General features: G+C 52.9%; 23 protein-coding genes and 1 tRNA gene. 8 read left to right on the forward strand and 16 right to left on the reverse strand.

Annotation, left to right across the window (positions count from 1 at the left end; all coding sequences use genetic code 11):
- Positions 1 to 7: 7 nt before the first annotated feature.
- Both VGM48_RS03760 and VGM48_RS03765 read right to left on the reverse strand, forming a co-directional pair.
- A complete protein-coding gene (locus VGM48_RS03760) occupies positions 8 to 1,528 on the reverse strand; it encodes a M14 family zinc carboxypeptidase (protein ID WP_331576381.1) in 1,521 nt (506 codons plus the stop codon).
- Between the two features lie 10 nt (positions 1,529 to 1,538).
- The gene (locus VGM48_RS03765; protein ID WP_331576382.1) at positions 1,539 to 1,793 is read right to left on the reverse strand and encodes a hypothetical protein; all 255 of its coding nucleotides are present in this window, start codon (positions 1,791 to 1,793) and stop codon (positions 1,539 to 1,541) included.
- A 188-nt stretch (positions 1,794 to 1,981) separates the two neighbouring features.
- Here VGM48_RS03765 and VGM48_RS03770 point away from each other — a divergent pair, with 188 nt between their 5' ends.
- A complete protein-coding gene (locus tag VGM48_RS03770) occupies positions 1,982 to 2,395 on the forward strand; it encodes a hypothetical protein (RefSeq protein ID WP_331576383.1) in 414 nt (137 codons plus the stop codon).
- Positions 2,313 to 2,948, forward strand: coding sequence for a hypothetical protein (locus VGM48_RS03775; protein WP_331576384.1), 636 nt, complete (start codon positions 2,313 to 2,315; stop codon positions 2,946 to 2,948). Before VGM48_RS03770 ends, VGM48_RS03775 begins: the two co-directional genes overlap by 83 nt.
- A 31-nt stretch (positions 2,949 to 2,979) precedes the next feature.
- Here VGM48_RS03775 and VGM48_RS03780 read toward each other — a convergent pair whose 3' ends face one another.
- The 4 genes from VGM48_RS03780 to VGM48_RS03795 form a co-directional block, all read right to left on the reverse strand.
- The gene (locus VGM48_RS03780) at positions 2,980 to 5,370 is read right to left on the reverse strand and encodes a GAF domain-containing protein (protein ID WP_331576385.1); all 2,391 of its coding nucleotides are present in this window, start codon (positions 5,368 to 5,370) and stop codon (positions 2,980 to 2,982) included.
- 127 nt (positions 5,371 to 5,497) lie between these two features.
- Positions 5,498 to 6,814 carry a RagB/SusD family nutrient uptake outer membrane protein gene (locus tag VGM48_RS03785; protein ID WP_331576386.1) on the reverse strand — a complete coding sequence of 439 codons (1,317 nt, stop codon included), beginning with the start codon at positions 6,812 to 6,814 and terminating at the stop codon, positions 5,498 to 5,500.
- 17 nt (positions 6,815 to 6,831) lie between these two features.
- Entirely contained in the window at positions 6,832 to 9,780 is a 2,949-nt protein-coding gene (locus VGM48_RS03790; protein WP_331576387.1) for a SusC/RagA family TonB-linked outer membrane protein, read from the reverse strand.
- 209 nt (positions 9,781 to 9,989) lie between these two features.
- The gene (locus VGM48_RS03795) at positions 9,990 to 11,039 is read right to left on the reverse strand and encodes a glycoside hydrolase family 88 protein (RefSeq protein WP_331576388.1); all 1,050 of its coding nucleotides are present in this window, start codon (positions 11,037 to 11,039) and stop codon (positions 9,990 to 9,992) included.
- 203 nt (positions 11,040 to 11,242) lie between these two features.
- On the opposite strand from VGM48_RS03795, the gene VGM48_RS03800 reads away from it, so the two are divergent.
- Entirely contained in the window at positions 11,243 to 11,890 is a 648-nt protein-coding gene (locus VGM48_RS03800) for an ABC transporter ATP-binding protein (RefSeq protein ID WP_331576389.1), read from the forward strand.
- A 13-nt stretch (positions 11,891 to 11,903) separates the two neighbouring features.
- A complete protein-coding gene (locus tag VGM48_RS03805; RefSeq protein ID WP_331576390.1) occupies positions 11,904 to 12,917 on the forward strand; it encodes a hypothetical protein in 1,014 nt (337 codons plus the stop codon).
- Between the two features lie 73 nt (positions 12,918 to 12,990).
- Here the strand turns inward: VGM48_RS03805 and VGM48_RS03810 are convergent, their stop codons facing one another.
- The 4 genes from VGM48_RS03810 to serA all read right to left on the reverse strand — a co-directional run bounded on the left by VGM48_RS03810 (position 12,991) and on the right by serA (position 16,693).
- Entirely contained in the window at positions 12,991 to 13,473 is a 483-nt protein-coding gene (locus VGM48_RS03810) for a hypothetical protein (protein WP_331576391.1), read from the reverse strand.
- A 136-nt stretch (positions 13,474 to 13,609) separates the two neighbouring features.
- A complete protein-coding gene (gene mgrA / locus VGM48_RS03815; RefSeq protein WP_331576392.1) occupies positions 13,610 to 14,605 on the reverse strand; it encodes an L-glyceraldehyde 3-phosphate reductase in 996 nt (331 codons plus the stop codon).
- Between the two features lie 126 nt (positions 14,606 to 14,731).
- Positions 14,732 to 15,442, reverse strand: coding sequence for a DUF2071 domain-containing protein (locus VGM48_RS03820; RefSeq protein ID WP_331576393.1), 711 nt, complete (start codon positions 15,440 to 15,442; stop codon positions 14,732 to 14,734).
- Between the two features lie 12 nt (positions 15,443 to 15,454).
- Positions 15,455 to 16,693 carry a phosphoglycerate dehydrogenase gene (gene serA, locus VGM48_RS03825; RefSeq protein WP_331576394.1) on the reverse strand — a complete coding sequence of 413 codons (1,239 nt, stop codon included), beginning with the start codon at positions 16,691 to 16,693 and terminating at the stop codon, positions 15,455 to 15,457.
- A 112-nt stretch (positions 16,694 to 16,805) separates the two neighbouring features.
- Between serA and VGM48_RS03830 the strand changes: the two genes are divergently transcribed.
- From VGM48_RS03830 to VGM48_RS03840, 3 genes are all read left to right on the forward strand, one after another.
- Positions 16,806 to 18,203, forward strand: a complete 1,398-nt coding sequence (locus VGM48_RS03830) for a serine hydrolase domain-containing protein (protein WP_331576395.1) — start codon at positions 16,806 to 16,808, stop codon at positions 18,201 to 18,203.
- Positions 18,204 to 18,350: 147 nt separating this feature from the next.
- Positions 18,351 to 19,862 carry an NAD(P)H-hydrate dehydratase gene (locus VGM48_RS03835; RefSeq protein WP_331576396.1) on the forward strand — a complete coding sequence of 504 codons (1,512 nt, stop codon included), beginning with the start codon at positions 18,351 to 18,353 and terminating at the stop codon, positions 19,860 to 19,862.
- A 73-nt stretch (positions 19,863 to 19,935) separates the two neighbouring features.
- A tRNA-Pro gene (locus VGM48_RS03840) sits at positions 19,936 to 20,009 on the forward strand.
- Positions 20,010 to 20,174: 165 nt separating this feature from the next.
- Here the strand turns inward: VGM48_RS03840 and VGM48_RS03845 are convergent.
- Positions 20,175 to 20,753 carry a hypothetical protein gene (locus VGM48_RS03845; protein ID WP_331576397.1) on the reverse strand — a complete coding sequence of 193 codons (579 nt, stop codon included), beginning with the start codon at positions 20,751 to 20,753 and terminating at the stop codon, positions 20,175 to 20,177.
- Positions 20,754 to 21,376: 623 nt separating this feature from the next.
- On the opposite strand from VGM48_RS03845, the gene VGM48_RS03850 reads away from it, so the two are divergent.
- Positions 21,377 to 22,345 carry a ScyD/ScyE family protein gene (locus tag VGM48_RS03850; RefSeq protein ID WP_331576398.1) on the forward strand — a complete coding sequence of 323 codons (969 nt, stop codon included), beginning with the start codon at positions 21,377 to 21,379 and terminating at the stop codon, positions 22,343 to 22,345.
- A gap of 10 nt (positions 22,346 to 22,355) precedes the next feature.
- On the opposite strand, the gene VGM48_RS03855 is transcribed toward VGM48_RS03850, so the two are convergent.
- The 5 genes from VGM48_RS03855 to VGM48_RS03875 form a co-directional block, all read right to left on the reverse strand.
- Positions 22,356 to 22,826: an isoprenylcysteine carboxylmethyltransferase family protein gene (locus VGM48_RS03855; RefSeq protein ID WP_331576399.1), complete on the reverse strand. Its 471-nt coding sequence runs from the start codon at positions 22,824 to 22,826 to the stop codon at positions 22,356 to 22,358.
- A gap of 69 nt (positions 22,827 to 22,895) precedes the next feature.
- The gene (locus VGM48_RS03860) at positions 22,896 to 23,723 is read right to left on the reverse strand and encodes a helix-turn-helix domain-containing protein (RefSeq protein ID WP_331576400.1); all 828 of its coding nucleotides are present in this window, start codon (positions 23,721 to 23,723) and stop codon (positions 22,896 to 22,898) included.
- Between the two features lie 10 nt (positions 23,724 to 23,733).
- Entirely contained in the window at positions 23,734 to 25,227 is a 1,494-nt protein-coding gene (locus VGM48_RS03865) for an aldehyde dehydrogenase family protein (protein WP_331576401.1), read from the reverse strand.
- Between the two features lie 67 nt (positions 25,228 to 25,294).
- Positions 25,295 to 26,185, reverse strand: coding sequence for an AraC family transcriptional regulator (locus VGM48_RS03870; RefSeq protein WP_331576402.1), 891 nt, complete (start codon positions 26,183 to 26,185; stop codon positions 25,295 to 25,297).
- Between the two features lie 24 nt (positions 26,186 to 26,209).
- A complete protein-coding gene (locus VGM48_RS03875; protein ID WP_331576403.1) occupies positions 26,210 to 26,710 on the reverse strand; it encodes an SRPBCC family protein in 501 nt (166 codons plus the stop codon).
- Positions 26,711 to 26,725 lie beyond the last annotated feature (15 nt).

A 26,725-nucleotide genomic window follows, 5' to 3' on the forward strand; every position in this document is an offset into this window, starting at 1 on the left:
TGTTTATTTAAAGAAACCAATAGAATAGAGAAAAGACGCTGAGGCTTGCGAAGGTTATCAGCAGGATGATCATGGACAGACATCCCTTGCTGGTGGAACCCGATGCCGGCGGGGTGGACATTACCACTGGCGACCAGGTGGCGGCATATTTCAGCATCGCGATAACCGCAAACTGCGCCTCGCGCCGAACCTTTAGAAATTGGTTGGAGGTGGAACTGATGGATGGCCAAAACTCACCGTCGGAGCCGTCTTTGAGGCCAACTTCTATGGTAAAGGCGAACACCGGGAACAGGGCCGGTTTTATCCTGACCTTATCTCCCTTGGTCGGGTCGGGGACGGGGTCTTTTTCCAATTGGGTGTTGAGAGCAAAATCGTCCGAACTGCCGGCGGTGGGGTAGAGATCGATGGATTGTTTTGTCGCGTAGTTTGACCTGGCCTTTGCATGGACATCGGTTCCGGCTGCCAGCTGGATCAGGCCGGCCATCGTCCCCGCCAGCTTTTGATGGCTATCGAGGAGATCATAGGCCGGGCTGGTAGGGAAGAATTCGCTGAAGGTAGCCGGTTTCTTAAAGGGCCGGCCTTGCTGGGCCGGCGGGTTGGCGGCGATATTGTTCCATTTGGGATTGAACTGGCTTTGGGTCGGGTCGGGGCTGCCGGCGGGCTGGTCGGGATTGAATCCCCAGGGCCAGTAGATCTCGCCGTGGAATCCGTGGATGTCGAGAAAGAACCGGATCTTCTTATCGGTAATTAGTTTTTGGATGTTTTGGGTCTCGTTCTCAGAACCGGCGGAGGGACCGTGGTAGTTCTGGAAAAAATTACCTTCCAGTTTACCAAAGTCTTTTGCTACGGCGGTATGCCGTTTCGCCTCGTCCAGATCGGTCGGGCCATTCTTGAAATAGAGTTCGATATTCCAGGCGGGCAGGTCGAAATTCCGGTTGATGTCCACGCCGATAGCCGGTCCGCCGTCCGTACAGACGCCGTAGTCCTTTCTGTTCTTTCGCCAGCGAAATTTCGGGACGGCTTTTCCGTCTCTATCCAGGACTCCGGTGATCGTACCCGCCTGTTGAGAAAAATTCCGTCCGTCGGGGTTGACACAGGGGACGATAAAGACTTCCAGGTTCTTGAAGACCCGGTCGATATCCGGCAGGGAAAAGAGGTCGGGTTTTGTCTCGTCATAAATGACTGTTCCGGTATAACTCCCATCCGTAGCCGATTTCTTGGCGTCGAGTACGAAGCGCGGGTCAACATAGGGCTTCCTGGCTGTAAAGCATTTTACGAGTCGTTCGGCGAAGTCTACCAGGGAATCCGGCGGGGCCCATTCCCTTGCGTGGACCCCACCGACGATCAATACCCCGACCGGTGGTTTGTCCGCGGGGGCCTTCGATATCCGGATGCATTTTATGTCCCGGCCGTCCGCGGAAGAAGGCTTGTCCAGTTTGAAGACGGTGACGATACCGGCATTGGCGGGATCGTCGGCGAGGGCCTGAAGCCTGGTGTTGATTTCGTCAGTAGTTAGGTATCGTGCCATAGGTTATGCGCTAAACGATGGTGGTGCCGTCGATATCGTCTTCCAGTGATGCGAAATGATCAGTCCGGTCGGAGTCGCTGATCAGGATCGTCACGGTCAGCCCGAGTGCCTGGATATCCGGGATCGCGATGTCCGGGCTGTAGGCATACAGTTGGAATTTCGTGTTATCATCCGGGGAAACCGATTTGCCCATGGGGGAGATCGTTTCCAGTGCCGCGGCCGAGTCGATGGCATCCGAAGAACCTTCTATAAGAATGTAATTCATAAGCTTATAGCAGTTTAACCCGAAAATGAGATCAATAAGATGGAAGCAGAGCCCGGGTAGGGAGCAGGGAGGCGAATTGGGTGTATGAAAAGACCTTTTTAAAGGTATAGGGAATATTCAAGTTGGCCAATACCACTAAGCGGTAAGAAATCGGACAATAACCATCGGCGTCCTCCGTTTTTCAGTCGATGAGGCTACCCCCTAAACCCGATTGGTTCCTGAACGTTCTGCTGCCGCTGGCGCTGGGGGTTGGGGTCTATTGGAGCGCGCGTCCGCTTCATCTTCCGTGGGGCGTCGCCGGTCATCTTCCCGACGGCCTGTGGGCGTATAGCCTTCTGTCGGCGGTTCTGCTGGTCTGGCAGCGGCGGGTCGTCACCGGTTGGGTGCTCGCGGCGATGGGCGTTGCTGTCGGCTTCGAAGCCCTGCAAAGCGCGCATTGGATTGCCGGCACCGGCGATCTTTACGATATCCTGACTTATTTTATCTTCTTCGCCATTGCTCTGGCGCTAAATCCAAAATATGAAAAATCGGACAAAACATCTCGCCTCCCTCGGCGTCCTCATCGGCTTTGCGCTTCTCGCGGCGTCCTCGATGGTCAATAAGATCCACAATGGGGCCTTCAATTATGGGAACCGGGTGGAAGGAAAGACGGATAACTGTCTCGTCAAACAGGATGGAACAAAAGTTTGGGGGCACCGGATCTATTGGAACACCGGTATCCTGGCTCGAAAAAGCATCAAGATCGATAATGAGCGGTATCCTTTCACGGAGATAAAGGGGTATTACGAGGATGGGAGCTATTATGGATTTTACCGGGGGGAATATGGCCGCCGGATCGTCCATGGAAAGATCAATGTCTATGTCCAGTTCAAGCAGGTCACCAGTACCAGCACCAGCAATGGTTTTACGAATACCCACTCGTACCTGGATGCTTTCCATTATGCGCAGATGGGCGAGAACGGCCCGATGATCGCGCTGACGAGCAAGGGCAGGATCACACAGTTGTTGGAAGGCTGTCCGCTGGCCCTCGAGATGTTTGGTAAGGGCCGCCGCGAGTTGAAGAACGACCCGGACTATCTGAATCGCGTATTTGATGTGTATAATGCGGGATGCAGGGAACCGGGTACGGATTCGACGTCTATCCGGTTACAATAACGGACGACGGTTTTGGTGGGGCTACGAAGTCTCAGGGGGCTTCCAGGTTAACACTCACCCTCAGGGCTTTTAGCCCGCTGACTCCCTGCAGCTCCTCCAACTCGAGACATTCCACCCCGGGGCTCAGCAAACGTTTGCTTTGGAGGAACAGGATATATTCCTGGTATTCTTCCGCCTCTTTGGGATTGGAGTAGACCATCGCTATTTTTCCAGGCTGGGTAAGCCGTTCGCCGGTCCCCTGGATACGCACCTTGTCCAGCCGTTTTTTCATGACCTCATAGCGAATATTGCGGGAGCCTTCCACATCGAACCGCCGTTCGTCGCGGCGGAAACTGATGGAAATGGGATGGCTATGGATCAGGATCAACTGGGTTGTCTGTAGGGCAACCGGCAGTGAAGGCGTTAGTTTATGGGTAATGCCCGCTATTTCGGCCATGGAGCGGATCTGCCACAGCCGGATGTTTTTGAGGTACAGCAGATCGAATTGGCGATCGGGGGTGATGGACTGGCCGATGTAAATGGTATATTCGACTCCGTCGGTCTTGAATTTCTCATAATAATGCGGGTAGGAGCGTTGCATCGTTTCCTCGGCCTGCTCGAAATGGTGCAGTACGACATTATTGATGGTGGTCATCGTTTGTTCGTACTCATTGCGGAAGCGGTAGAAATAACCGGCTGTATCGTCTGCGAGTTGGTTATATCCCTCGATCACTGTTTGCACGTCTTCGTTGCTTTTTTGCAGATGGCGCAGGACAGGGTGTAGTTCTTTTTCAAAGAAATCATGGATGCGTACCTCGTCATCCGCCAGCAATTCTTTGCTGATCACCTGGAGCAGATTATGGGTTTTGAACTTCAGGCTTTCCAGCAGGGGCAACTGCAGTTGGGTCTGCAGGTGGTCTAATGTCAGGTCGATAAAGTCCAACTGGACCTCGAGGTCTTTTCTAATGGCCTGGCTTCTTTCAACGGACGAATTCCGGATATCAATAGCCCCATACAGCGGGTATACATCGTCAAAAGCGACATTTCCGGATACACAATCCGGCCCCTCTGTATCAGGATTCTGCATATATTCCCATGCGACTTCCGCGAATTTCCATTCCACGGAGGGCTGTAAGGCGGTGAATTTTTCTTTGATCAGTTTCTCTACGCGAGCGTTAAATGCGTCCCTGTTTTTCAGCAAGGCCACCGACAACAGGGGCATGGCAGGTTCTATCCGGCGCATGATATCCTGGTTCAGTTGATTGGGAACGGAGGACGCGATCTCCAATATTCCCAGCAATCCGTCATCGTTTTGGATGGGGCACACGATATAACTGCGTACGCCGTCGGTCCACATTTCTCTCAGCATGGGGGCGTTATCCAGGACCTGCTCGTCCACCATGCAAACCGGGATGGGCTCCGGGTGCTCGGTGAGGAAGTCCATGCACGCCCGGTAGGCCCTTTCGCTGTTCTCATCGGAGGCCCGCCATCTGTTTCCGATGAGCCCATGTCTGGTGCAGGTTTCATCCAGGATAAAGCGATTGTTGAGCTTGACGAAGGGGGTCAGCCCGACTTCGACATTATTCATGCCGACGAGGGCCTGAATATTCATCTTCAATTCATCGATTATGCCGGCGTCGCAGCCTCCATGGCGTAGCAGCGCTTTTTTGATCGCGTCCAGCGATTCTTCAGCGGTGACGTCTTCCGCGATCCACACCGCAAAACCTTCCATGGAAAACAGGCTTAACGGCATGGTCCGGAGCTGGCGTTCAAGGTCCAGGATCCGGAATGTATTCAGACAAACGGCACAATCCTGGATCAGCGGCAGTTGTCCTTCCAGGTGGATATCAATAAACCTTCTGTCGATCCGCAGCCGGTAATACCGGCGCATCCCACTTTCCCGGTCGACCACGGGATAGATGAGGCCGGCATTGTCGTTGAGTTTTATGCCATAGAATTTGTCAAGCACATGTTCATAGACGAGTGAACACTGAACATGTCGCATGTGCTCCATGGAAACGCCTTCGGGCAGAAGGAAATGCTCTTTTTCCGGATCGACAAACAATTTGCCGAAAGATGGGGTATAATCGAAGAGGGCGAACTGATAGGGAACGGCGAGAGCAAAGGCGTTCTTTTCCTGTTCGCTTATGAGGGGGAAGAGGGTGGTGTTCAGCAGTTCGAGGAGGTCTTCCTTGCTATCCGGTGAAGGATCTATCAATGGCTGCGACGGGTCCGACCCGGGCTCGAATTTTTCGAGCAGGTATTTGTAAAATCTTGATCGGGTGCCTGAGCTGGCTTTTGATTTATCTTTCAGGTAGTTGATGAACGGCTGAAAAGAGATCTTACTGTTTACGGATAGCCGGTCGTCTATTGACCCAGGGTTGGCAGCAAGTATTTTCACTTTTCTAAGAAGCCGGGTAGCAGGTGCTAATTCTTCCAGCATAATCAGAGCAGTTAAAAAGTGAACAATGTCGACGAACTATAAAGTTACCATTTCTTTTGCAGCATGAATTTCAATTCACCGGATACTTCATAATGTGTTGAAATTCAGTGAAGTATAGGCATTTGGATCATTCGTTGGCCGGCCGTGGAAATTGCGTCCAGACATTATCATCGGGCCTGTCTTTAGGCAGCTGATCCAATTTGTCATACCTGCGCATATCGATCCATCGATGACCTTCGCCAAATAAAGAATACCGTCGTTGATCAAGGATCTCGTCGATCAGGCTGTTTAGATCTGTTGGTCCTGCATAATCGGGCAATCCTGCCGCTTTCCGGATGACATTTATTGCCGTTTTGGCATTTGTGACGTCACCCAACTGAGCCTTAACTTCTGCATAGATCAATATAAGCTCCTCATTCCGGATAAGGGGGATCGGCGCAACATTTGACTGATAAACCCAGAAGTCATAGTCGCTTTGTAAGCCATCCTGAAACGCAGTGGCCGTTCGTTTACTTGTTTTGGATGCAACGCGGGTATCACCTGGCTGGGCGTCTGTAATGAAAGAGGGTTGTACCACTCTTGTTTCACCGCTCGAGTTTTGGGGGAAATATTGGGGATTGAGCTGATCGCCGCCCGCCGTGGAGAATAGATGGTAGGACCCGGTGGTCAGGTCTCCGTTGATATCAAAGAACGATTCCGATAAAGCGGAATTAGCCTGAGCCCAGTCCTTCCTATAAATGGCTACTCTTGCAGCAAATGCCCTGTTCAATTTTGAAAAGTCGTCGGCCACATTACTGTACAGACTTGTGGTGAAGGGAAACCTGGCAGCGTTGTCATTCAGGTCCAGGTCTGCCTTGTTCAATGAATCCTGGATAGCCTTCAGGGATTCATCCTGGGAGAGGAATGGACCGAGCCTTTCGGGATCGGATACGTCAACCCGTATACCATTGCCGTACTGTTGGTTGAATACCATTAATAACTGGTATGCCTGTATGGTCAATGCGTAGGCAATGCCTGCCTTGCGTTCTGCCTCCGAGATGGTTGCTTTTGTGTTTTGTAACGCCTTGATAAGGATGTTGGTATTCTTTACCACCCTGTAGCGGGATGCAAACGGATTGGTGGTGTAAAAAGTGTTACTGTCCAGCGTAGCATTTCCTTTTCCCAACAGGTCTGATGTAAAACGGGGATCGGAAGTCGAGTAGCGATAGAATTCCCTGCCGATGACCCCCACACCGTCGAAATAACTATTCAGATTGTCCCGCATCCCGGATTCCATTCCATCCACCAGATTTTGTATCTCGCTCAATGAAGCATTTTCCGAAATAGTTCCGGCGCCCGGATTATTGGGATCATCGATAACATCCACTTTGCAGGAAGTCCACATCAATATCGCAACAATAGGGAGCAGAAAGATATTTTTTGAGTAGTTGATAATCTTTTTCATAATAGGTCATTTGCAGTTTAGAAAGCAACAGATACATTAAAATAGATGCTCTTTGCCGAGGGGAAAGGTGTAACGTCCACATTGCTGGAGATGGCATTGGTGCCAAAGTTGGATACTTCCGGGTCATAACTCCTGTATTTAAAGACATTGATTAGGTTTCGTCCGGAGACGCCCACCACGATGCGGGAGACACCTTTGATCAGATCGGGGGGCAATCGATACGTCAACCCGATTTCCCGGACGCGGAAATAGGAAGCGTCCTGTATCCATGGACGGGCGGATGCGCCCAATTGCGACAGCCGATAGTTGCCGTTGGTCAGTTTCTTCCCAGGATCCAGATCTGTCTTGTCAAAGTCGGGTGAGGTGCCGAATATATCACTCAGCAAGGTTGTCAGATTGATATTGTCGCCGCCTTTTTTCCAATGCATAAGAAACGTAAAGCCAAAATTCTTCCAGGTTAGAACGCTGCGCAGGGAAGACTGAAAGTCGGGTTCAGCATTTCCGAAAGTATGCAGTCCCGACTCCGGATCCTTTACGTCCTGGGAGTCTGCTATGCCAACCAGTTGCGTTGGGCTTTGTCCCTTTTGTATCCGATACGTTCCCAAAGACGCTCCGAACACGCCCAAATTGAAAGAGGGCACGTCCAAACGCGTCACCTTCGCCGTGTTCTTCCAGAAGCGGAGCTCCAAATTCCATCGCAGGTCTCTCGTCGTCACGGGAATTGCGCTAACTCCCAGTTCAATCCCTTTGTTGTCGATGGCAGCAACATTCTTCCATGCGAGGCTGAAGCCTGATGAAGTGGGCACCTGCACATTCAATAGGAGGTCTTCCACCTTTTTAATATAATAGGTGCCTTCAAAGGTCAGCCTGTTTTTCAGGACACTCATATCCAGGCCGAACTCGAATTCCTTTTGTCTTTCCGGCCCCAGGGTTTCATTACCCCGGGTGAGGTCGATGAGGGATCCGGTATTGCCATTGATGATAGCCGGCACCAGCGGGGTATAGATCGCCCCAAACGGAGCAAAATTGCCCGCCTCGCCATAAGCTGCTCTTACTTTCAGCTGATTAACCTGCTCCAATGACCAGGAAGCCAAATTTTGAAGATTGACCGCTACGGACGCCTTTGGATAATAATAGAGTTTATTGGCGTCTCCATTGCGGCTGGACTTGTCCCCTCTGACTCCGAGCGTTGCGATGACAAGGTCATTGAAATTGACTTCTTCCTGGGCAAAGAATCCTCTGTCCTTTTGAATCGTTCTCACCTGATTCACCTGGATAGATCCGGATTGGTTCACGTTCGTCTGGGTGCCGATCAATTGAGTGGCCGTGCTGACCACCGTATTTTGATCGGTGTTTTCAGCCGTCATACCGGCCTGAGTGCGAAAGCTTAGGTTTGGCGTCGGCCTGAAATCATAGACGGCGGATGCGTTGATATTGGAGTTTCTCGTCAGAGTCGTTCCAAAAATGGAAGCGCCATTGGTACCGGCGCCGTCTTTTTCGAATTGCAATTCCTTGGGGAAGATCGCGGTGGTGCTGAGCGTGTAGTAATCGATGCCTCCTCTGCCTGTCAATCTTAAACTATGTCTGTCAGAAGAAAATAGTTTCCAGTTTATAATGGTCCCCAATAAGGTCCGGTTGACATTCTCCCTGTTGGTCATGAGGTCCCTGGTTTGGATGAAATTGGAAGGGGCGAGGGGGTTATTGGGGTAATTGCCGTTGGCGTCCGGATAAAGGTTTACCCAACTGGGCGTGGCGACATACGACACACCCAATGTGGTACTGGTGTTGTCATTGTTGAAGTATCCTCTATCGGCTTTGGATTCAACGTAATTGGCTGTTATGGAAAAATCCAGTGTTTTGGTGATCTTCTGATCCAGGTTGACCCGGAATGACGTTTTTCGGTAGCCGGTGTTTTCTACAATGCCGTCGTCATTCCGATAGGTAACTCCTGCATAATATGTCGTAACATCATTGCCTCCGCTGACGCTCAACCTTGTGTTGTTCAATAACCCTTTGCGGCCATATAATTCGTCCTCGTAGTTATAGGTTTTCCCATTGTTGGCATTGTATATTCCCAGGCCGGCGGCCCCAAACGCGCTGTTCACTTTTGCGGTATCCCAGCTGCGTTGGCCCAGTTTGCGCAACTGAGCCTGCACTCCGATGCTTTCGCCGATCTCAATTCTCGGTTTCCCTCTGATCCCTCGCTTGGTGGTAATAATAACGACACCGCCTGCCGCCCTTGAACCATATATAGCAGCGGCCGAAGCTCCTTTTAATATTTCGACGCGGTCGATGTCTTCGGGATCCAGATCGGCGACCCTGTTCGACGGATTATCCTGGAAGTTATTATTTCCCTGTCCGGCAGCCTTTGAAACGAGGTTTAGTCCGGCATTGATGGACGAATTATCAAAATAAACGCCATCTACGATGAATAAGGGTTGTGAGTTGGCGACAATAGATGTAATACCCCGTAGTTTAAGGGATATACCTCCTCCCGGTGCGCCGGAATTGGCGGATATATTCGCGCCAGTGAACTTTCCATACAGGGCCCCATCGACCGTCGGCTGTGTGATCGTACCTATGAGCTCCCGGCCGGATACCGAGGCTATCGCATTGGCAAGATTGGATCGCTTGATCGAGGTTGCAAAGCCGCTGATCACTACTTCTTCCAACTTGCCGGCTGCTGCGACCAGTGTAACGGAAAAATTGTGATGGGCATCGTCGACTTCAAAGGTCTGAGGGCTATATCCAATAAATGAGATCTCGATCATCCCGGCTTTGCCGGGGATGGTCAGAGAAAATTTCCCGCCTTCATCCGTGGTAGTCGCGAGTGTACTGTTCTTCAGATTGATCGTTGCTCCCGATAGAGGAGCGTTTGCGGCATCCCTTACGGTGCCTGTTGCGGTGATCTGTGCCGATGAGAGGAATGGCAATAATAGCACAACCAGCACTGGAATAGCTCGCATGAATTTTTTTTTCATGACAGTTGTTTTGGTTAATGAATCAGAATGGTCTCTGATGAAGGGGAGGGGAGGTTCGGGTGGGATAAATTCGGTACGAGTTTATCTAATATACAAAAAATAATTAATATTTAAGAATTTACCGTTGCTCGCTGCGAGATTTTTAAGTTTGTGTTCATGAACAAATCCTGCCCCGTATTCTATTTAACATAATGTTAATTATAGGACAAAAGGGGCAACATTTCCGAGCCCGCCAGCAGGAATGCGCCGACGCCGTAGGCGTCGGTGCTGTTGGCGTCCGACGTGCCGGGCTGATCGCCGATCGGCTGGACGAATCCTAATCGGCCGTCGGGCTGTACGGCGTTGGTTAGCGCGGCCCAGGCGCGCCGGATGACGGGAACATAGGATTTGCGGTCCAGCAGCCCGTGGTTGACGCCCCAGGCCAGCGCATAACAGTACAGGCCGGTGCCGCTGGTTTCCTTGTTTGGATAGCGCTGGGGATCGAGCAGTGAGGTTCGCCAGGTGCCGTCGGGTTGTTGTAAGGCGCTGATCCGGGCGGCCATTTTGCGGTAGAGTTGGATGAGTTTGGCCCGTTGGTCCGACTGGGTTGACGTACCGTTCTCCCGGGCAAGTATATCTTTCTCCCGGGCAGGCAGGTTGGCTAAAAGCCGGGCCAGCCCTGCCAGCACCCAGCCGTTGCCGCGCGACCAGAACATTTTCCGCCCGTTGGGTTCCTGCTGATGGAAATACCGGCTATCGCGGAAGAACAGGTTCTCCTCCTTGTCGAAAAGGTAATCGGTGGTCTTCCACCACAGCCGAACGGCCATGACGCGGTATTTGCGGTCACCCGTGACCGTGGACAGCGCCGCGAGCCCGGGCGGCCCCATGAACAGCGCATCGCACCAGGCCCATTCCCGCAGATGGATATCGTTTGTCCATTCCAGCGATTCGTTATGCGGAAGCGAATAGATGGTATCGCATTGCGCGCGAAAGTGTGCGAGGATGCGGGGTTGGCGGTAGGTTGTGAAGAGTTCGGTATAGGTTTGGCCGATACAATAGTCATCGGCCAGCGTTCGGTGGGCGCCGGTATTCCAGTCGAGCTTCTCCCCGATGGCATATAAGGCGCGATAATACGCCGAATCGCCGGAAACCCGTGCCAGCGCCGAGATACCGGTATAGCAGACGGCATTGACCCAGTCGTAGGCGGGCCAGCGCATCCCCTGCTGCTGCCAGCGATCGAGCTGCCAATCGGTAACGCGCTTCATAATCGTCAGCGTTGGCGGTCCGGGCACGGAGGCACATGCCGTATCCCCGGACACGAAGGCACATGCCGTTTCCCCGGGCACGGGGGCACATGCCGTATGCCTGGACACGGGGGCGAACGCCATAAACGACATCGTCATCACCGCAAAAAGCCTTTTCATACCCGGCAATGTAATAAAATTCGGCCGCTGCCGACCCATCGGATATGCTTGAATTCAGACAGGTGGAAAAGCGATTCGATGACCGGCTGATCGTCTCCATTCCCGATCAAACCCTGGACAGCGGCATCTATTGGCTGCAGGGCGCCAATGGGACCGGCAAGACTACCCTGCTGCGGATGATTGCCGGGATCCTGCCCTTCCGGGGCGATATTCTCCTGCAAGGCTGCAGCCAGCGAAACAATCCCGTGGACTACCGCCGGATCGTCGGCTGGGCCGATGCGGAGCCCCTATATCCCGGTTTCCTGACCGGGGACGATCTCCTTAACTTCTATGGCGGCATCCTGCGACCCGAGCCCCGGCAGATCGCCGGTCTCACCCAGCATTTCGGGGTCCGCGGCTGGCTGAATACCCGGGTAGCCACGTGGTCGAGCGGAATGACCAAGAAGTTCGCCCTCCTCCTCGCCTTTCTGGGCCGCCCGGCGCTGGTCACACTGGACGAACCGCTGATCACCCTCGATGAACCCGGGCTCACCGGCCTGACCGCCCTGATCCGGGAATATCACCGGGAATATGGCACCGGTTTCCTGCTCAGCAGCCATCAGCCGGTACCGGCCGAAGCCTTTCCGGCGGTGCGTCCGCTGACCTTCGAGGACCATTCTATTAAAGTGGAGATGAATGTTGTATTAAATTGATTTTGCGATTAATATGGGTATTGTTTGGACTAAAATGGTGGTCAAGGCCTTTTACCGGCAGCACGCAGGTTTCTTTCTTTTTGTATTCCTGTTGTTTTTTGGGATCGTCCAGCCTTCCACCCAGCTTTATTTCCATTATGCGCTGATCCGCGGCATGCTCGAAGCGCCGGCGTTGATGTTCGCGGTGGCCGTCGCCTGGCTGCTTTATGGGCTCAGGGTCCGCCGGTTTGTCCTGGGGGTGCTGGAAGGTCCGGATGCCCTCTTTTTGTATAAGGTGAACGCGCGGCCGCCCGCCGGGGTGCTACGGGAATGGCTTCGGGTGGAGACCGTGCTTTTTGCACCGGTGCTCGGGTATGCGGGGGTGGTAGCCGGGGTGGCGATCGCCCAGAAGGCGCAGGCCCAGGCGTTGGGTGTCCTGGCGTATGTGGCGGGGTTGATCGGGCTGGAGGCCCTCGAGGTGTGCTACCGGCTGAGGTATCCGGGGATTTCGGCAAAGGCGGGCCGGCTCCGGCTTCGTTACCGGTCGGTACCCTACTGGTCGATCCTTTTGCGGTTTCTCCTGGCGGAGAACAAAGGCGTTTTGGCCGCGGTAAAACTATTCAGTTGTGCGATCCTCTATCTCCTCCTCCGGCTGCAGACCCCGGGTGATTATGATCTCCGCATGCCCTTCCTGGTCTATAGCCTGGCGTTGTTTGGCCATGGGATCCTGTTCTACCGTTGCCGGCAATTGGAGACGATGCGGCTTTATTTTTACCGGGGCTTACCGGTACCGGTATTCCGCCGACTTGCGCAGTATGCCCTGTTCTGTCTTCTGCTGTTGTTGCCGGAAACGCTTCTGCTGGCGGGGCTTACGCCGCATCCTGTCAGGCTTGCCGACGCACTGATCTTTGGCGGTATGGGCTACGGCCTGCTGCTATTGCTCAATAGTCTATGGGTAATCTGGCCCCTGTCGGCGGCGGATTATCTGAAACTATGTCTGGTTCTCTTCGGGATACTGTACGTCTTCGTACTGAAAGTGTGGGGATAGTGGATCGAAAGAAAGCGGATCGAAAGAAAGTGGGGATAGTGGATCGAACGAAAGAGCGGGGATATTGGGAGGACTAGTTGCTGTCCTTAAGGATGGTCAGGTCGTTGAAAGAAGGACGGTAAGCGGGGATCTTTACATTGTCCTTGGAGAAAACTTCGGAGTCTTCGAGTTTGATGCGAACCTTCTCGTTTTTCTGCGATTTAACGTTCACGAGCATTTCCATGTGGTCGCGGTGCAAGCCCTTGCACTGAACCGTCACAAAATACTTCCCGGCAGGGATCGTGGAGATCGTGATACCATGTTCTGCGTCGGTAGCGAACACCTGGAAGATGATCCCGGCGCCGGTGTGGTCATAACGGTCGAAAATAACGAGTACGGAATCCTGATGGTCATCGCCGGTAGGCATTGCGTTGAACTGGAAACGAACGGTACCGGAATTGACGAGGGCCTTACTGGCGGTGGACTTGGTGCCGGAAGGAGCCGGGGTGGGCCCCGGGTCGGCGATGGCTGCGGTGGAGATCAGCAGACCGATGAGGTAAAGGGTTATCTGTTTCATTAAGCAACGAATTTGCTTATATAAATCCAATCCCGATGCCAGAACATACTCGTCTGTGATCCAACCCCATACAAACAGGTGTCAAGCCGCAGTTTTCCCAGGTTGGGAAACCTCCTTCCAAAATCCAGAAATACCCTTATTGTCCGCTCAGGATATTCTCTATTTGTTTTAGTTCATCCTCCGAGAACCAGGTATTGCGGAAGCATTGGAGCGAATCGGTCACCTGTTGCGGCCGGCTCACCCCGATCAGCACCGAGGTGATGCGTTTGTCGCGGAGGATCCAGGCCAGGGCCATCTGGGCCAGCGTCTGATCCCGTTTGGTCGCCAGATCGTTGAGCCGTCGGATCTTGCCGAGTTTGTCTTCGGTAACTTCTGTTTCCTTCAAAAAGCCCGTCGGCTTCGCGGCCCGGGAATCCCCGGGGATCCCTTTGAGGTATTTATTCGTCAGCAGCCCTTGCGCCAGCGGCGAAAACGGGATACAGCCAACGCCTTCTTTGTCGAGCAGATCGAGCAGGCCGCCTTCCACCCAGCGCTCGAACATCGAATACTTGGGCTGGTGGATCAGACAGGGCGTGCCCAGCTGCCGGAGGATGGCGATCGCCTTCGCCGCCTCATCCGCGGGATAGTTCGAGATGCCTGCGTACAGCGCCTTCCCCTGGCGGACAAGATGATCCAGCGCCGTCATCGTCTCTTCGAGGGGCGTATTCGGATCGGGCCGGTGGTGATAGAAGATATCGACATATTCGAGGCCCATCCTTTGCAGGCTTTGATCGAGGCTGGAGACCAGATATTTCCGGGAGCCCCATTCTCCATAGGGACCGGGCCACATATAGTACCCCGCCTTGGAGGAGATGATCAGCTGGTCGCGATAGCCATGAAAATCCTGCTTCAGGATGCGGCCAAAATTCTCTTCCGCGGAGCCGGGGGGCGGTCCGTAATTGTTTGCCAGATCGAAATGCGTGATGCCGGAATCAAAGGCAAGATGGAGGATTGACCGGGCGTTTTCGAGGAGGTCCACATGCCCGAAATTGTGCCAGAGTCCAAGGGACACGGCCGGCAGCATCAGGCCGCTTCGGCCGCAGCGCCGGTATTCCATGGAATCGTATCGGGTAGGACTGGGTTTATAGCTCATGTTGGAAGGAATTATGCCCTAAATTTAGGCAACTATGGATATACTGCCCTTGCTAAAAAAAGAACACAGCAAAAAACAAACGGACCGGATCGTGAAGTGGATCGGTGCGGACAACAAGCCGTTGCGCTAGAGCATTCTTTTTGAGTAGACCTCTACGGGCGAGCCTTCCGCCAGGAAAACGGATTGCGGCTTCTGCTGCCGGAGATGGGCAAACGCGGGGCCGTACAGCTTCCCGAAATCACAGTCCAGCTCGTATTCCCGGACGGGATAGATGTCCCAGCGGGGATGCTGCACCTGGTATTCCACCGTGTTTTCGCCGTGTGCGGAATAACCCCAGAAATGTTCGGTAATGAATTCTTCATGGCTGCCGGCGACGAGGGGGCGGGCGACGGGGTCTGCCTTCAGGCTTAATCCGTTCCACCGGGATTTGAATCGCCAGTGGTAAGCCGCTCGCAGCACCGTGCCGTCATTGGTATCCACGAAGCGCATGGGGATGGCGATATACCGTTCATGAAAGATCGTATTGGCAAAAAAGGCGACGGCGGGCAGGGGAACGATCTCCCGGATGAACACGACTCCCCGCTTCCATTCTCCTTCTTCCTGGTATCGCACGTAGAACCGGAGGTTGACCTCGGGGAATTGCGTATGAAGGGGGATCCGCAGGCCGCGGACGCGGACCTCACGAAACTGAAATCCGACGAGGCTGACATAGGCTTGGCCGTCCCAGGTATCCAGTGTGGTCCGGGCGGGCAGGAAGGGCCGAAGGGCCCCGGCGTCGATGGGATAATTCGCCATGGCCAGCTTTTTCCATTCCGCGGTAAGAAAAACGGCCGCCATGAGAGAAGGTTTTTAGTACAATAATCGCGTTTTGATCGTCTGTTTGACTTCTTTCAACAACTGCAGGGCCTGGTTGGACAGCCGTTTGTCGATGTCCAGCACCACATACCCGATATCTTCGTTGGTCTTCAGGTACTGGCCGAGAATATTGATATTATGGCTGGAGAGCGTGCTGTTGATCTCGGAGAGTACCCCCGGCACATTCTTGTGGATATGGAGGATGCGATGCGTTCCTTCCTGGTGCGGCAGGCTTAGTGGAGGCACGGTATGGCTGCCGATGGTGGTCCCGGTCTCGAGGTATTGGAAGAGCTTGTTGCTGACGTCCTCGCCGATATTCTCCTGCGCCTCTTCGGTGGAGCCGCCGATGTGCGGGGTCAGGATCACGTTGGGCAATCCTTGTAGAGGGGTGGTGAACTTATCACCGTTTTTCTCCGGTTCCCAGGGATAGACGTCGATCGCCGCGCCTGATAAATGCCCTTCTTTCAGCACGGCGGCCAGCGCTTCGAGATCGACCACTTCGCCGCGGGCGTAGTTGAGCAGGATCGCCCCCTTCTTAAACTGCTTTAAAACCGCTTTGGTGATCATATTCTTCGTCTGCAGGGTTTCGGGGACATGCAGGGTGACAATATCCGCCTGGCTCACCACGTCTTTGATGCTCTTTTTGGCTTCGGCATTGCCAAGGGGCAGTTTGGTCACGGTATCGTAGAAGATGACCTTCATCCCCATGGACTCGGCCAGGATGCTCGCCTGGGTGCCGATATTTCCGTAGCCAATGATCCCCAGTGTTTTACCTCTCAATTCGTAGCTGCCCTTCGCCTCTTTCAGCCAGACCCCTTCATGGGCGGCCTTGCTTTTGTCGGGAATCCGGCGGATGAGCAGGATGGAAAGGCCGATCACCAGTTCGGCAACGGACCGCGTATTGGAATAGGGTGCGTTGAAGACCACTACCCCATTACTGGTGGCAGATTTGAGGTCTACCTGATTGACTCCTATGCAGAAACAGCCTATTGCCTGTAATTTTTTTGCGGCCGCCAGTACCTTGGGGGTGATCTGGCTTTTGGAGCGGATCCCGAGCAGGTGGACATCTTTTACTGCTTCGATAAGTTGGTCTTCCGGCAGGGCGCCGGTCAGCTTTTTGACGGAGGCATAACCTGACTCTTTGAAATGTTTGACGGCGGCGTCGCTGATATTTTCTAAAAAGAGAATGTTAATCTTTTCCTTCGGATAGCTTGTAGTTTTTTTCTCCGCCATAATTTTGACCGTCTTTTTTCGTTAGTTGCGAAATGGAAGTGCAAAGTAACGTCGGATTCTTTTAATTTTGCCATTTTTCTAATCCAAAAAATTCAAGACAATCTTAGCAGAGATGAATGGAAAAAGATTGGGCTATATAGTATTGTCCGTATCGTTGACGATCGTATCCTGTGGTCAGGCTCAGACAGCAAAGAGTGGCCCTCAGGCAGATACTCTGGCGCCCGCACCGGTGGCCGTTCCCGCGCTGACGGGTCCTGAGGCCGAGCGATACACTGTGATGACCGAGCATTTTTTCGATCCGATGCTGGCCGGCCGCTTCAACGGAAGCATCCTCGTGGCAAAGAATGGAGTTGTGTTGTACGAAAAATATAAGGGCTTCCGCGACCCGCGGCATCACCAGGACTCGATCACTTCGCACACCGCGTTTCATCTGGCTTCCATTTCCAAGACCTTTACGGCGATGAGTGTATTGAAGCTCTGGCAGGATGGGAAACTGGATATCCACGATCCTGTTTCCAAATACCTCACCGGTTTTCCTTATCCCGCGGTGACTATCCAAAGCCTGCTCGATCATCGCAGCGGTCTCCACAACTACGTGCATTACATGGACCGTCCGGGTATGGACAGGCATACGTTCCTCCGCAACCAGGACGTGTTGCAATATATCATCGATCATCCCAATGCCCGCGAGATCTTCAGCGGTCAGGCCAACCGGCACTTCGAATATTCCAATACCAACTATGCGCTGCTGGCCCTGGTCATCGAGAAGGTGTCCGGCCTCCCTTATCCCGATTATCTTTCGAGGACCTTCTTCCAGCCGCTGGGCATGCAGGACACGTATGTCTGTACGGCCACGGATTCCGGCAGGAGCATGCTCTCCTATTACCAGAGCGGGCGCCCCTTTCCTATGCAGTTCCTGGACCAGGTATATGGCGACAAGAATGTCTACAGTACGGTGCGGGATATGTACAAATGGGATCAGGCCCTGCGTTCGGGTCAGCTTTTCTCGAAGGGGGTGCTTGACAGCGCCTATTCGGGGTACAGCTTTGAAAAGCCCGGTCAGCACAACTATGGGCTGGGCTGGCGGATGCTGCTGATCCCCAATGGCAAGAAACTCATCTATCACAATGGCTGGTGGCATGGCAACCGGACCGTTTTTGTCCGGATGCTCGACGAGGATGCGACGATCATCGCTCTCAGCAATAACGACTACAAGAATGTCTATTCGGCCAAGCGGCTTTGCGATCTCTTCGGTGACTACCGACAGGGTTCGGAGCGCTTTGACGAAGGGGAGAACGACTCCGCCGACAGTACCGCCGGTTCTACGAGCGGCGAGCCTACGCCGGTAGAGCGGAAGCCCGTCGTACATACGGTGGTACATCACCGCGTGCATACGGTTACGGCTGGTAAAAAGACGGCCGCCACCACGCGAAAGACTGTAGCCGGAAAGCCGGCGCCTGCGGTTCATCGCAAGCGGACGGTAAAGAAGAAGCCGGTGCAGTCGGTTTAGAGCGGGTGGGCTTTCGCCAGCTTAGAGCGGAGGAGCTTTCGACAGCTTAGAGCGGAGGAGTTTCCGCCAGGTTAGAAACGGAGGAGTTCCGACAGCTTAGCGCTTGCACATCGCTGCGGTTCTCGGCGAAATTGCCTAAATTTCCGCATGGAAATCCTTTCAGCCGAACAGATCCGGGCCTGGGACGAATATACCCTGCAGCATGAGCCCATCGCCTCTATCGACCTGATGGAGCGGGCTGCGGCGAGCTGTCTGGCCTGGCTGGAAAAAGCCGGCTATGCCGGTCGATCGTTCTCCATCTACTGTGGTAAAGGCAATAACGGCGGCGACGGGCTGGCGCTCGCCCGGATGCTTTCCGACTGGGATTGTCCGGTCGCCGTTCACATCCTGGAATTCGGCAATATCGGAACCGAAGATTTTCAGATCAACCTGGCCCGGCTTCACTCCACGCCGGTGGAGGTGCGGTTTGTCCAGGGGCCGGAGCATTTCCATCCAATTCCGCCGGGCGATGTCCTTATCGATGCCTTGCTGGGTTCGGGTCTCAACCGGAAGCTGGAAGGTGTGACTGCGCAGCTGGCGGAACATCTCAATGCGTCGGGCAACGAGATCATCTCTATCGATATCCCCAGCGGGCTTTTTGTAGGCAGAAGCTCGAAAGACAATACCGTCATCCGCGCCACCCATACGCTGAGCTTTCAGGTGTATAAACCGGCCTTCCTGATGCCGGAGAACGAAGCCTGGGTCGGCGAGGTCCATATCCTGGATATCGGCCTGCATCCGGGGTTTCTGGCTCAAGCCGCCGGCGAGGCCGAGCTGCTGGATACGGGTATCATCGAAGCCATCTACAAACCGCGGAAGAGCTTTGCGCATAAAGGTAATTTCGGTCATGCCTTACTGGTGGCGGGAAGTTATGGGAAGATGGGCGCCGCAGTCCTGGCCGCAAAGGCCTGTCTGCGGGCCGGCAGCGGGCTGCTGACCTGTTCTATTCCGGGCTGCGGATATGTCATCCTGCAAACGGCGGTGCCCGAGGCCATGCTGGTGATGGATCCCGATGAACGGATACATACGGCGGTTCCCCCGGACCTGGACAAATATTCGGTCATCGGCATCGGTCCGGGGCTGGGTCAGGAGGAGCGGACGGTGGCCTTTTTCCGCGATCTGCTGCGGCAATCTAAAAAGCCCATGGTGGTGGACGCCGATGCGTTGAATATCCTCGCCGCCCATCCCGATCTGCATTCGATGCTGCCCCCCTACTCTATCCTGACGCCCCATCCCAAGGAGTTTGAACGGCTTTTCGGCGCCGCTGCCGACGACTATGCCCGTTTTGACCGGGCGCGTGAGCAGGCCAGACGACTCGGCGTCATCATTGTACTGAAGGGTCACTATACGTTCATCGCGATGCCCGGCGGCAAGAGCTACTTCAATTCCACGGGCAACGCCGGTATGGCCAAGGGCGGCAGTGGCGATGTGCTCACCGGCATCCTGACGGCGCTGCTGGGCCAGTCCTACTCTCCGGGCGAGGCAGCCCTCCTTGGCGTCTACCTCCACGGCCTTGCCGGCGATCTCGCCGCCGACACTCATTCTCAGGAGAGTATGCTGCCTTCCGACCTCGCCGACCATCTCGGTAAGGCCTTCCAGCGCATTTCCAAAAGACAATAATCGATTTTGCCGGATGCCCGGAGCGTCTTAAATTTGCCTCCCGTTTGACGGACAATGCGCACGTCAAACGCCTCGGGAAGTAGCGCAGCCCGGTAGCGCACTACGTTCGGGACGTAGGGGTCGCAGGTTCGAATCCTGTCTTCCCGACAATGAGTCTAAAGCTATCTTAAGACGGAAGCCCGTAACATGCTGTGTTGCGGGCTTTTTTGTGAGTTTTTCATATCATTTTCAATCTATCAAATATTATCTTGTTGGTGAGTCGTGAGCCCCGCCCAAAAAGGCAACCACGCCAGAGCCTCTAATTCGCAAATATCAAAGCCTGTTGGCTTCCATTACAACGGCTTTGATATCGTCCCGCATCTTCCATCTGGAGGTGAACCTTTCGTCGATGAATTGCCCAAGGCCACCGGCCTCTCCGTAAAATACCTTGATCTTATTCTGGAAGGTTTCCAGTTTGTCGTAGTTTTTTAAAAAAAGGACAGCGCCATCGGCCCTTTCGAATGTGAAATAGGTAGGTGGGGAGCCATAGCCACCTGCGCTGTTAGGCTCATAATAATACAAGCTGGCCTTTGGACCGAGGACAATTACCTGCTGAAACTTTATCGTGCTGTCCCGGTGCATTTTCGCTCGAAAGATGTGTTCTCCACTCTTATCGGTGAAACCAAAGGCGATTACTTCGCCGGGTTGATATGTGCTGTCCCGCCCAGTACTATCAGTTATAGCTACCGCATCATAAGGGTTATATCCCTGGCCCAAAAAACTCGCGCCACTGATCTTTATATCTCCGCGAAGTGTATCATTATTAGGGAAAACGACATAACCGGGTAGTTTTTTGGCCTGTGTTACTCCCGCAACAAGCAGAAGAGTGGCTAAGATGACAAGTGGCTTCATTGCTATTTTAAGGTTCAGGGCTAAATTTACTACTTTCAATGTGAAATCGCTCGCCTTAAAAAAGACGGGATTACTGACTGGCTGATATAGCCTTTTCGGGCAGCTTCTAACATTTTTTTAGCTTTTCGGGCTTTGCAACGAGAAATAAAAAAAGCGACCGAAAACATTCGTTTTCAGATCGCTAGGTTCGCTAATCGCCCCAAGTCATTGACAAATTGGTTCGAGAATTGTCCTGCCAGGTCGACTTGAGTCTAAAGCTATCTTAAGACGGAAGCCCGTAACACACTGTGTTTCGGGCTTTTTTCGTTTTCTCCACTTCAAAGGGCGGGGTTAATAAAATTTGGTATTCCACATTTTCAAGCTAATTTTATAGAACGAAAGTCCTCTCTTCAATTTTATCCCTTCCCACAACAATCCTTACTATAGTCCCCCCGAGAATTTTAATAATATTGGACTAATCCGATAACAAGGGAAAACGGTCTTCATTTGAATTCCTCTGAGCTCTCCGTGGTCCACCAGGTACCGAATCTCACGAATCATTTTTTAGCCAACTAAAACTAAAAACAATGAAGAAGTTTATCATCAATAGCCGAATTTCCGTGCTATTGGCATTCTGCTTTGCCATGTTAGTCCCGAGTTGCAAAAAAGGTGACCATCCGCATGGTGTCCCAAAGACCGCACAATTACTCGTTACGGGCCTGGAGGAACTCCAGGGCAGTGCCGTCGGTCCTGACAAGGCGTTGTACGTCACCGCACCACTCGCCGGCACCATCTGGCGTGTAAACCCGAAGACCGGCGCCTTCACTCCCTTCACCACCGGATTGCCGAAGCGCATCCCGGATCTGTTCTACATTGGTAGTGGAGTGGTCGATGTCGCCTTCCGCGGCGGGACTGCCTATGCACTGGTTACCGGTGTTGCGCCGGATCTCGATGGTCACGACACCGTAGGCATATACCGTGTGGACGGGCCGAATAGCTTTACGATCGTTGCGAATATCGGCGCGTGGTCCGTTGACCACCCCCCGGTGCCGGCCTTCTTCGTGCCTACCGGCTTCCAGTATGCGCTCGAACCCTACCGGGACGGTTTCCTTGTCACTGACGGGCACCATAACCGCGTACTATATGTCACGCTCGACGGCGAGATCACTGAGGTGATCGCCTTCGCGGATGTCGTGCCGACGGGGCTGGCGGTGAGAGGCAACACGATCTACGTCACCCAAGCCGGTCCCATTCCCCACCTGCCTGAGAATGCCAAGCTCATGTCCATCTCGCCAAAGTCGCCCACTGCCACGGAAGTGGCATCCGCCGCGGGGTTGGGTGTTGGGTTATTCGTCGACGTGGAATTTGGCTTCGGGAGTAGCCTCTATGCCCTCGCACAGGGCATCTGGGATGGTCCCTTTGAAGGGGCACCGGCGTTGCCGAACACCGGCGCACTCCTGAAACTCAAACCGAATGGCACTTTCAGCGTCATCGTAGACAGCCTTAACCAGCCCACCTCGATGGAGTTCATCGGAAACAGCGCCTACGTGGTTAGCCTCGCCGGCGAGGTCTGGAAGATCGACAATTTCTCGCATCCGATTTCTGGTCATTGACATCTGTATTTTAGATCCATCTCCTCACCTTCTTCCTAAAAGTCTCATAATCTTCTCCAAATGCCTCCTGCAGATATTGTTCCTCTTTTCGGATCACAACCTGTTGAATAGTGATCATCAACAAAGGGAGCAACAGCATAGTCCAGGCATTGCCTTTGAAAATGGCTACCCCATCATACAAAAGCAGCAGTCCCAGGTACATGGGGTTGCGGGTGATGGCATAAATGCCGGTTGTTTGGAGAGAACTTGCCGGCCTAACCGTTACGAGCGTGTTTTTGGATGCGGCAAACCGGCGGAGGGCGGCGAAAAGGATTAAAAAACAAAGCACAAACATGATCCAGGCTGCTGCCCGGGCCGCAATGGTTTCCTGCCAACTGTTGGGTAGTGGCCATTGCTTTTGCAGTAAATGGGAAAGAAAGAAAAATGCGGCATAGATCAGCGGCGGCGGCACGTAAACGCCGGGGTGTTTTTTGTTCTCCATAAAATGAAAATTATTGGAAAACGAAATTATAGGGTCAATTCGTCAGGCTCTGGTATAAAAGCGACATTTCTAACCGGTGGGGAATTCGCTGTAGCCACTGGTGGGCTGTAAATAGAAGCGGCTGGGAGGAAATTCGGCAAATTCTTTAAACTCCCGGAGTATATGTGAGGAATCTGTATAATCACATTCCGCGGCAATATCAACCCAACTCCTATCGGGGTATCGGTTCTTTATTTTCATCGCCCATTCGAATCTGACAATGCGGACGAACAATTTAGGAGATATGCCTACCCGGGTGGTGAAATTGCGTTCGAACTGTCGGCGACTGAGGCAGGCCATAGCGGCCCATTCTTCCAGGGGGCGGGTATTTTGCGGATCGAGCATGCTGATAGCCACCTTATCAAGAGCCTCTTCCGGCCGGCACGAATGGATAACTTGTTTCTCCAGGAAGGCCTCAGCGATCCTGGCCATCGAATCGTAATCAGCTGCCTGGCGCAACCGATGCAGAATTTCGACTACTTCATTCCCCCAGAACTTCGTTGCGTCCAGCCCGGTATTGACGATTAGCCGCATATTATTGCCAAGCAGACGATATATGCCGGTCGGATGAAAAGCGACTTTTAGCATCAGGTGATCTTTACCAAATAGCAACCCGGCTGTCTTATATTTTGGCCCGGTGACGATCACCGGGGGAACGGGCAGTTCCATCCGGGTAGGAGTAATTAGTGTAGTCGGGTCATTAATATAGAAATAGAGATTTTGTTCGGTATTAGCCAGGCAGGAGATAAACCGTGGAGGCAGATCTCCTTCGACATTCCAATTCGCACGATAGATCTGAAGTTCCCGGATAAGGGTGCCCAGGATGGCCGGAGGATGATATACTTTATAAAAAGGCAAAATTATTTAATCACTTTATTCCCGGATTAAAGGTAATGTGTTTGTACTCAAGAAAAGCTTCCATTGCCGCCTCTCCATTCAAACGTCCAATGCCACTTTGTTTGTATCCCCCTTCTTCAAACTCGGGAAATACCTGGGCATAGGTATTTATCCAGATGGTGCCGGCTTGTAATGCTTTGGCAACCCGCCAGGGCCTGTCCACATCGCGTGTCCAGATGCCGGCCGCGAGTCCATAATCGCTGTAGTTTGCCAGGGCAATCGCTTCGGCTTCCGTGTCGAACACCTGTAATGTTGCGACAGGACCAAATACTTCCTGCTGGACGACAGGGAGATCGGGGTTGGTCACCTCCAGAAGAGTAGGCCGGTAAAAGGCCCCCTTGCCAAGTATGCCTTCGGTAGCGGGACCACCCCTGACAATGACTTTTGCCCCGGAGGCAATGGCCTCTTCCACCACACCATTTACCCGAAGTACGTTCGCTTTGTCGATCATCGGGCCCAGCTCACTGGAAGGATCAGATGCGGGGCCTACGCGGACCTTTTCGAGTCGCTCTGCAAGTAGTTGCTTTACCCTTTCGGCAACTGCTCGTTGTACGAGTATCCGGCTGCCGGTCATACAAAACTGCCCGCTAAAGATCGTAACTGCCTTGCCTATCGCAAAAATGGCAGCCTCTATATCCGCATCATTAAAAACGAGCATTGGGGTCTTACCGCCCAGTTCTAAACTAAGTCGTTTCAATCGCGATGCACCGGCTGCCATAATCGCCCGGCCTGTTTTACTGCTTCCTGTAAAGCTGATGACCGGGACATCGGGGGAATTGACCAGGAATTGAGCGGCTTCACTCCCGCTTTCCGTAAGGATATTTATCACGCCTATGGGCAAATCCGGTGTTCCGGACAGTATTTCGCAAATAAGATGATTGGTTTGAGCCGTAAGGCCAGGCAATTTCACGACTGTGGTGGCACCTGCCGCCAGGGCCGGGGCAAGCGCCCTGATCGTTAAGGCCACCGGCGCGTTGAATGGTGCAATAATGCCCGCCACGCCCACGGCTTCACGGATCGTAAAGGAAAAACTACCAGGTCTTACTTCCCCCGAACGCCCTGCCGTAAAGGTTTTGGCTGCCCAATACCGCAGAAGCATTGGCGCCGCATCAACTTCCATCGCAGCTTCCGACGCTATCTTTCCATTTTCGGCACATAATATCTGTATCAGATCGTTGGCTCTCGTTTCGATCCGATCAGCCATGGCCAAGAGAACCTTAGACCGTAGTGCGTGATCGGATTTCCATCCTGTTTGCCGGAAGGCGGTCAATGCGGCATCCACCGCTCTCCCGGCTTCTGCGTCTCCGCCGTCAGCATAGGTCCCAAGAGATCCCCCGGTGGCCGGGTTTAGGCTTATCCCATGTTTTTGGGAATCTATCCACTCGCCGCCGATCCAATGTTTTGCAATACTTTGTGTATCGGCGGTTACACCTTTTGATGCTGGTGCCTTTTCAAGGATTTCCATGAGCTGTTTATTTAACCCTAAAGTTGAAACATAGTGGGCATAGCCCGGTGGTAAAAAAAGGACATTCCTATATCAGGCCCCATCCGGGAGACGCAACCGGCTCTGGTAGACGCAACCGGCTCTGGTAGACCTCGTCTGTAAGGCCCAGCCTTCTTTCAGGGGAGTTACCCTCCAGTAAATGCAGCTCATTGGGAGTAACCCCGGTGAGATCTTTGTAATCTTTTACCAGATGCTGGTAATCAAAGTAATCGCATTCCAGCGCAATGCGCAGCCAGTCCCAATCCGGGTTGGCATTTTTCGTGTTGAAGGCTTTTGAAAATCGGATGATCTTCGTATAGGTCTTGGGATTAACCCCTGCCCTCTCATTAAATTTTCTCCTGAATTGTTTTGGACAGAGACAAGACTCCCTGGCGAGCCAATCGAGGGAAACATTGCCGTCCCTTTGCATCATCAGTTTGCTTACCGAATCTAACTGGTGCACACTCTTGCGTACGCCCTTTATAAGGGTATCTACAAATTTATCCGCGACTTGCAGCATTTCAGTATAATTTCCTGCATGCCGAAGCTGTTCAAGGATAAAGCGGATATTTTTTGAAAAAATGTCTTCTGCGTCGAGGTATTGATTGGTCAGCTCGAAAGAGGGGATACCCGTTAACCGGTATAAGCCGGTGGGTTGAAAAACGACCTGGAAATTGAGAAAATCCCTTCCCAAAAACCTGTTCAAAACAGAGGTCAACTGACCCACCAGAACGATCGGTAGTTGATAGTCTTTTTTTTTGGCATTCAATAATTCCACCTGTTCTCCCTCCCGGGTAAAAAAATGAAGGCATTCTTCCGGCAGCGGGGGATAAGCCTTAAAGGGGAACTCGGCCGTTTTGTCAAACTCAAAATGAACGATCCTGTAACATCGCACGAACTCCCTGAATGCGGGATCAGGCAAATAGTCACGCACGATCATAATGAGTGCTTCCTTTGATTTACTTCAAGATATGACTTTTAATTGTAATAAGGCGTCCAGTTTTCGATAACCCTCGTTAAGCCCTTTTTCTACGCCCGACTGCATCATGGCGTTTCTATCGGCAACCGAACGGAAAACAGAATGTGCGGTCACCTTTGTCCGGTTATCCGGTAATTCTTCAAAGATCACGGTATCCAGCGTAACGTGTCCTCTCTCGGGTAAACCTTCAAATTCAAAAGTTTGGATGATCCTTTCCGGCGCCGTTACCTCATGGATCGCGCCGTTGAAAGCCGCGATGGTCTTTCCCTGCCGGTTACAAATAAAGTATCGGTAAGCTCCTCCCGAACGCGATTCATACTTCTCTATTTTCATGATCCTGTCTTCGGGGCCAAGCCATTGCACCAATATTTCCGGATCGGCGTAGGCATTGAATACAGCTTCTCTCGGGGCATCAAACTCCCGAATGATGTAGATCTCCTGTTTGTTGCTCTCGGCGATGATCTTTGTTTGATTTTGCGTGCTCATTTTATTTATTTTTTG

Source organism: Puia sp. (assembly GCF_036500295.1).
In the GTDB taxonomy this organism is placed as follows: domain Bacteria; phylum Bacteroidota; class Bacteroidia; order Chitinophagales; family Chitinophagaceae; genus Puia.

Excerpts from the sequence above, each read along its gene's own strand:
- VGM48_RS03760 (WP_331576381.1), bottom strand. The coding sequence starts at position 1,528 with ATGGCACGATACCTAACTACTGACGAAATCAACACCAGGCTTCAGGCC.
- VGM48_RS03765 (WP_331576382.1), bottom strand. The coding sequence starts at position 1,793 with ATGAATTACATTCTTATAGAAGGTTCTTCGGATGCCATCGACTCGGCC.
- VGM48_RS03770 (WP_331576383.1), top strand. The coding sequence starts at position 1,982 with ATGAGGCTACCCCCTAAACCCGATTGGTTCCTGAACGTTCTGCTGCCG.
- VGM48_RS03775 (WP_331576384.1), top strand. The coding sequence starts at position 2,313 with ATGAAAAATCGGACAAAACATCTCGCCTCCCTCGGCGTCCTCATCGGC.
- VGM48_RS03780 (WP_331576385.1), bottom strand. The coding sequence starts at position 5,370 with ATGCTGGAAGAATTAGCACCTGCTACCCGGCTTCTTAGAAAAGTGAAA.
- VGM48_RS03785 (WP_331576386.1), bottom strand. The coding sequence starts at position 6,814 with ATGAAAAAGATTATCAACTACTCAAAAAATATCTTTCTGCTCCCTATT.
- VGM48_RS03790 (WP_331576387.1), bottom strand. The coding sequence starts at position 9,780 with ATGCGAGCTATTCCAGTGCTGGTTGTGCTATTATTGCCATTCCTCTCA.
- VGM48_RS03795 (WP_331576388.1), bottom strand. The coding sequence starts at position 11,039 with ATGAAGCGCGTTACCGATTGGCAGCTCGATCGCTGGCAGCAGCAGGGG.
- VGM48_RS03800 (WP_331576389.1), top strand. The coding sequence starts at position 11,243 with ATGCTTGAATTCAGACAGGTGGAAAAGCGATTCGATGACCGGCTGATC.
- VGM48_RS03805 (WP_331576390.1), top strand. The coding sequence starts at position 11,904 with ATGGGTATTGTTTGGACTAAAATGGTGGTCAAGGCCTTTTACCGGCAG.
- VGM48_RS03810 (WP_331576391.1), bottom strand. The coding sequence starts at position 13,473 with ATGAAACAGATAACCCTTTACCTCATCGGTCTGCTGATCTCCACCGCA.
- mgrA (WP_331576392.1), bottom strand. The coding sequence starts at position 14,605 with ATGAGCTATAAACCCAGTCCTACCCGATACGATTCCATGGAATACCGG.
- VGM48_RS03820 (WP_331576393.1), bottom strand. The coding sequence starts at position 15,442 with ATGGCGGCCGTTTTTCTTACCGCGGAATGGAAAAAGCTGGCCATGGCG.
- serA (WP_331576394.1), bottom strand. The coding sequence starts at position 16,693 with ATGGCGGAGAAAAAAACTACAAGCTATCCGAAGGAAAAGATTAACATT.
- VGM48_RS03830 (WP_331576395.1), top strand. The coding sequence starts at position 16,806 with ATGAATGGAAAAAGATTGGGCTATATAGTATTGTCCGTATCGTTGACG.
- VGM48_RS03835 (WP_331576396.1), top strand. The coding sequence starts at position 18,351 with ATGGAAATCCTTTCAGCCGAACAGATCCGGGCCTGGGACGAATATACC.
- VGM48_RS03845 (WP_331576397.1), bottom strand. The coding sequence starts at position 20,753 with ATGAAGCCACTTGTCATCTTAGCCACTCTTCTGCTTGTTGCGGGAGTA.
- VGM48_RS03850 (WP_331576398.1), top strand. The coding sequence starts at position 21,377 with ATGTTAGTCCCGAGTTGCAAAAAAGGTGACCATCCGCATGGTGTCCCA.
- VGM48_RS03855 (WP_331576399.1), bottom strand. The coding sequence starts at position 22,826 with ATGGAGAACAAAAAACACCCCGGCGTTTACGTGCCGCCGCCGCTGATC.
- VGM48_RS03865 (WP_331576401.1), bottom strand. The coding sequence starts at position 25,227 with ATGGAAATCCTTGAAAAGGCACCAGCATCAAAAGGTGTAACCGCCGAT.
- VGM48_RS03870 (WP_331576402.1), bottom strand. The coding sequence starts at position 26,185 with ATGATCGTGCGTGACTATTTGCCTGATCCCGCATTCAGGGAGTTCGTG.
- VGM48_RS03875 (WP_331576403.1), bottom strand. The coding sequence starts at position 26,710 with ATGAGCACGCAAAATCAAACAAAGATCATCGCCGAGAGCAACAAACAG.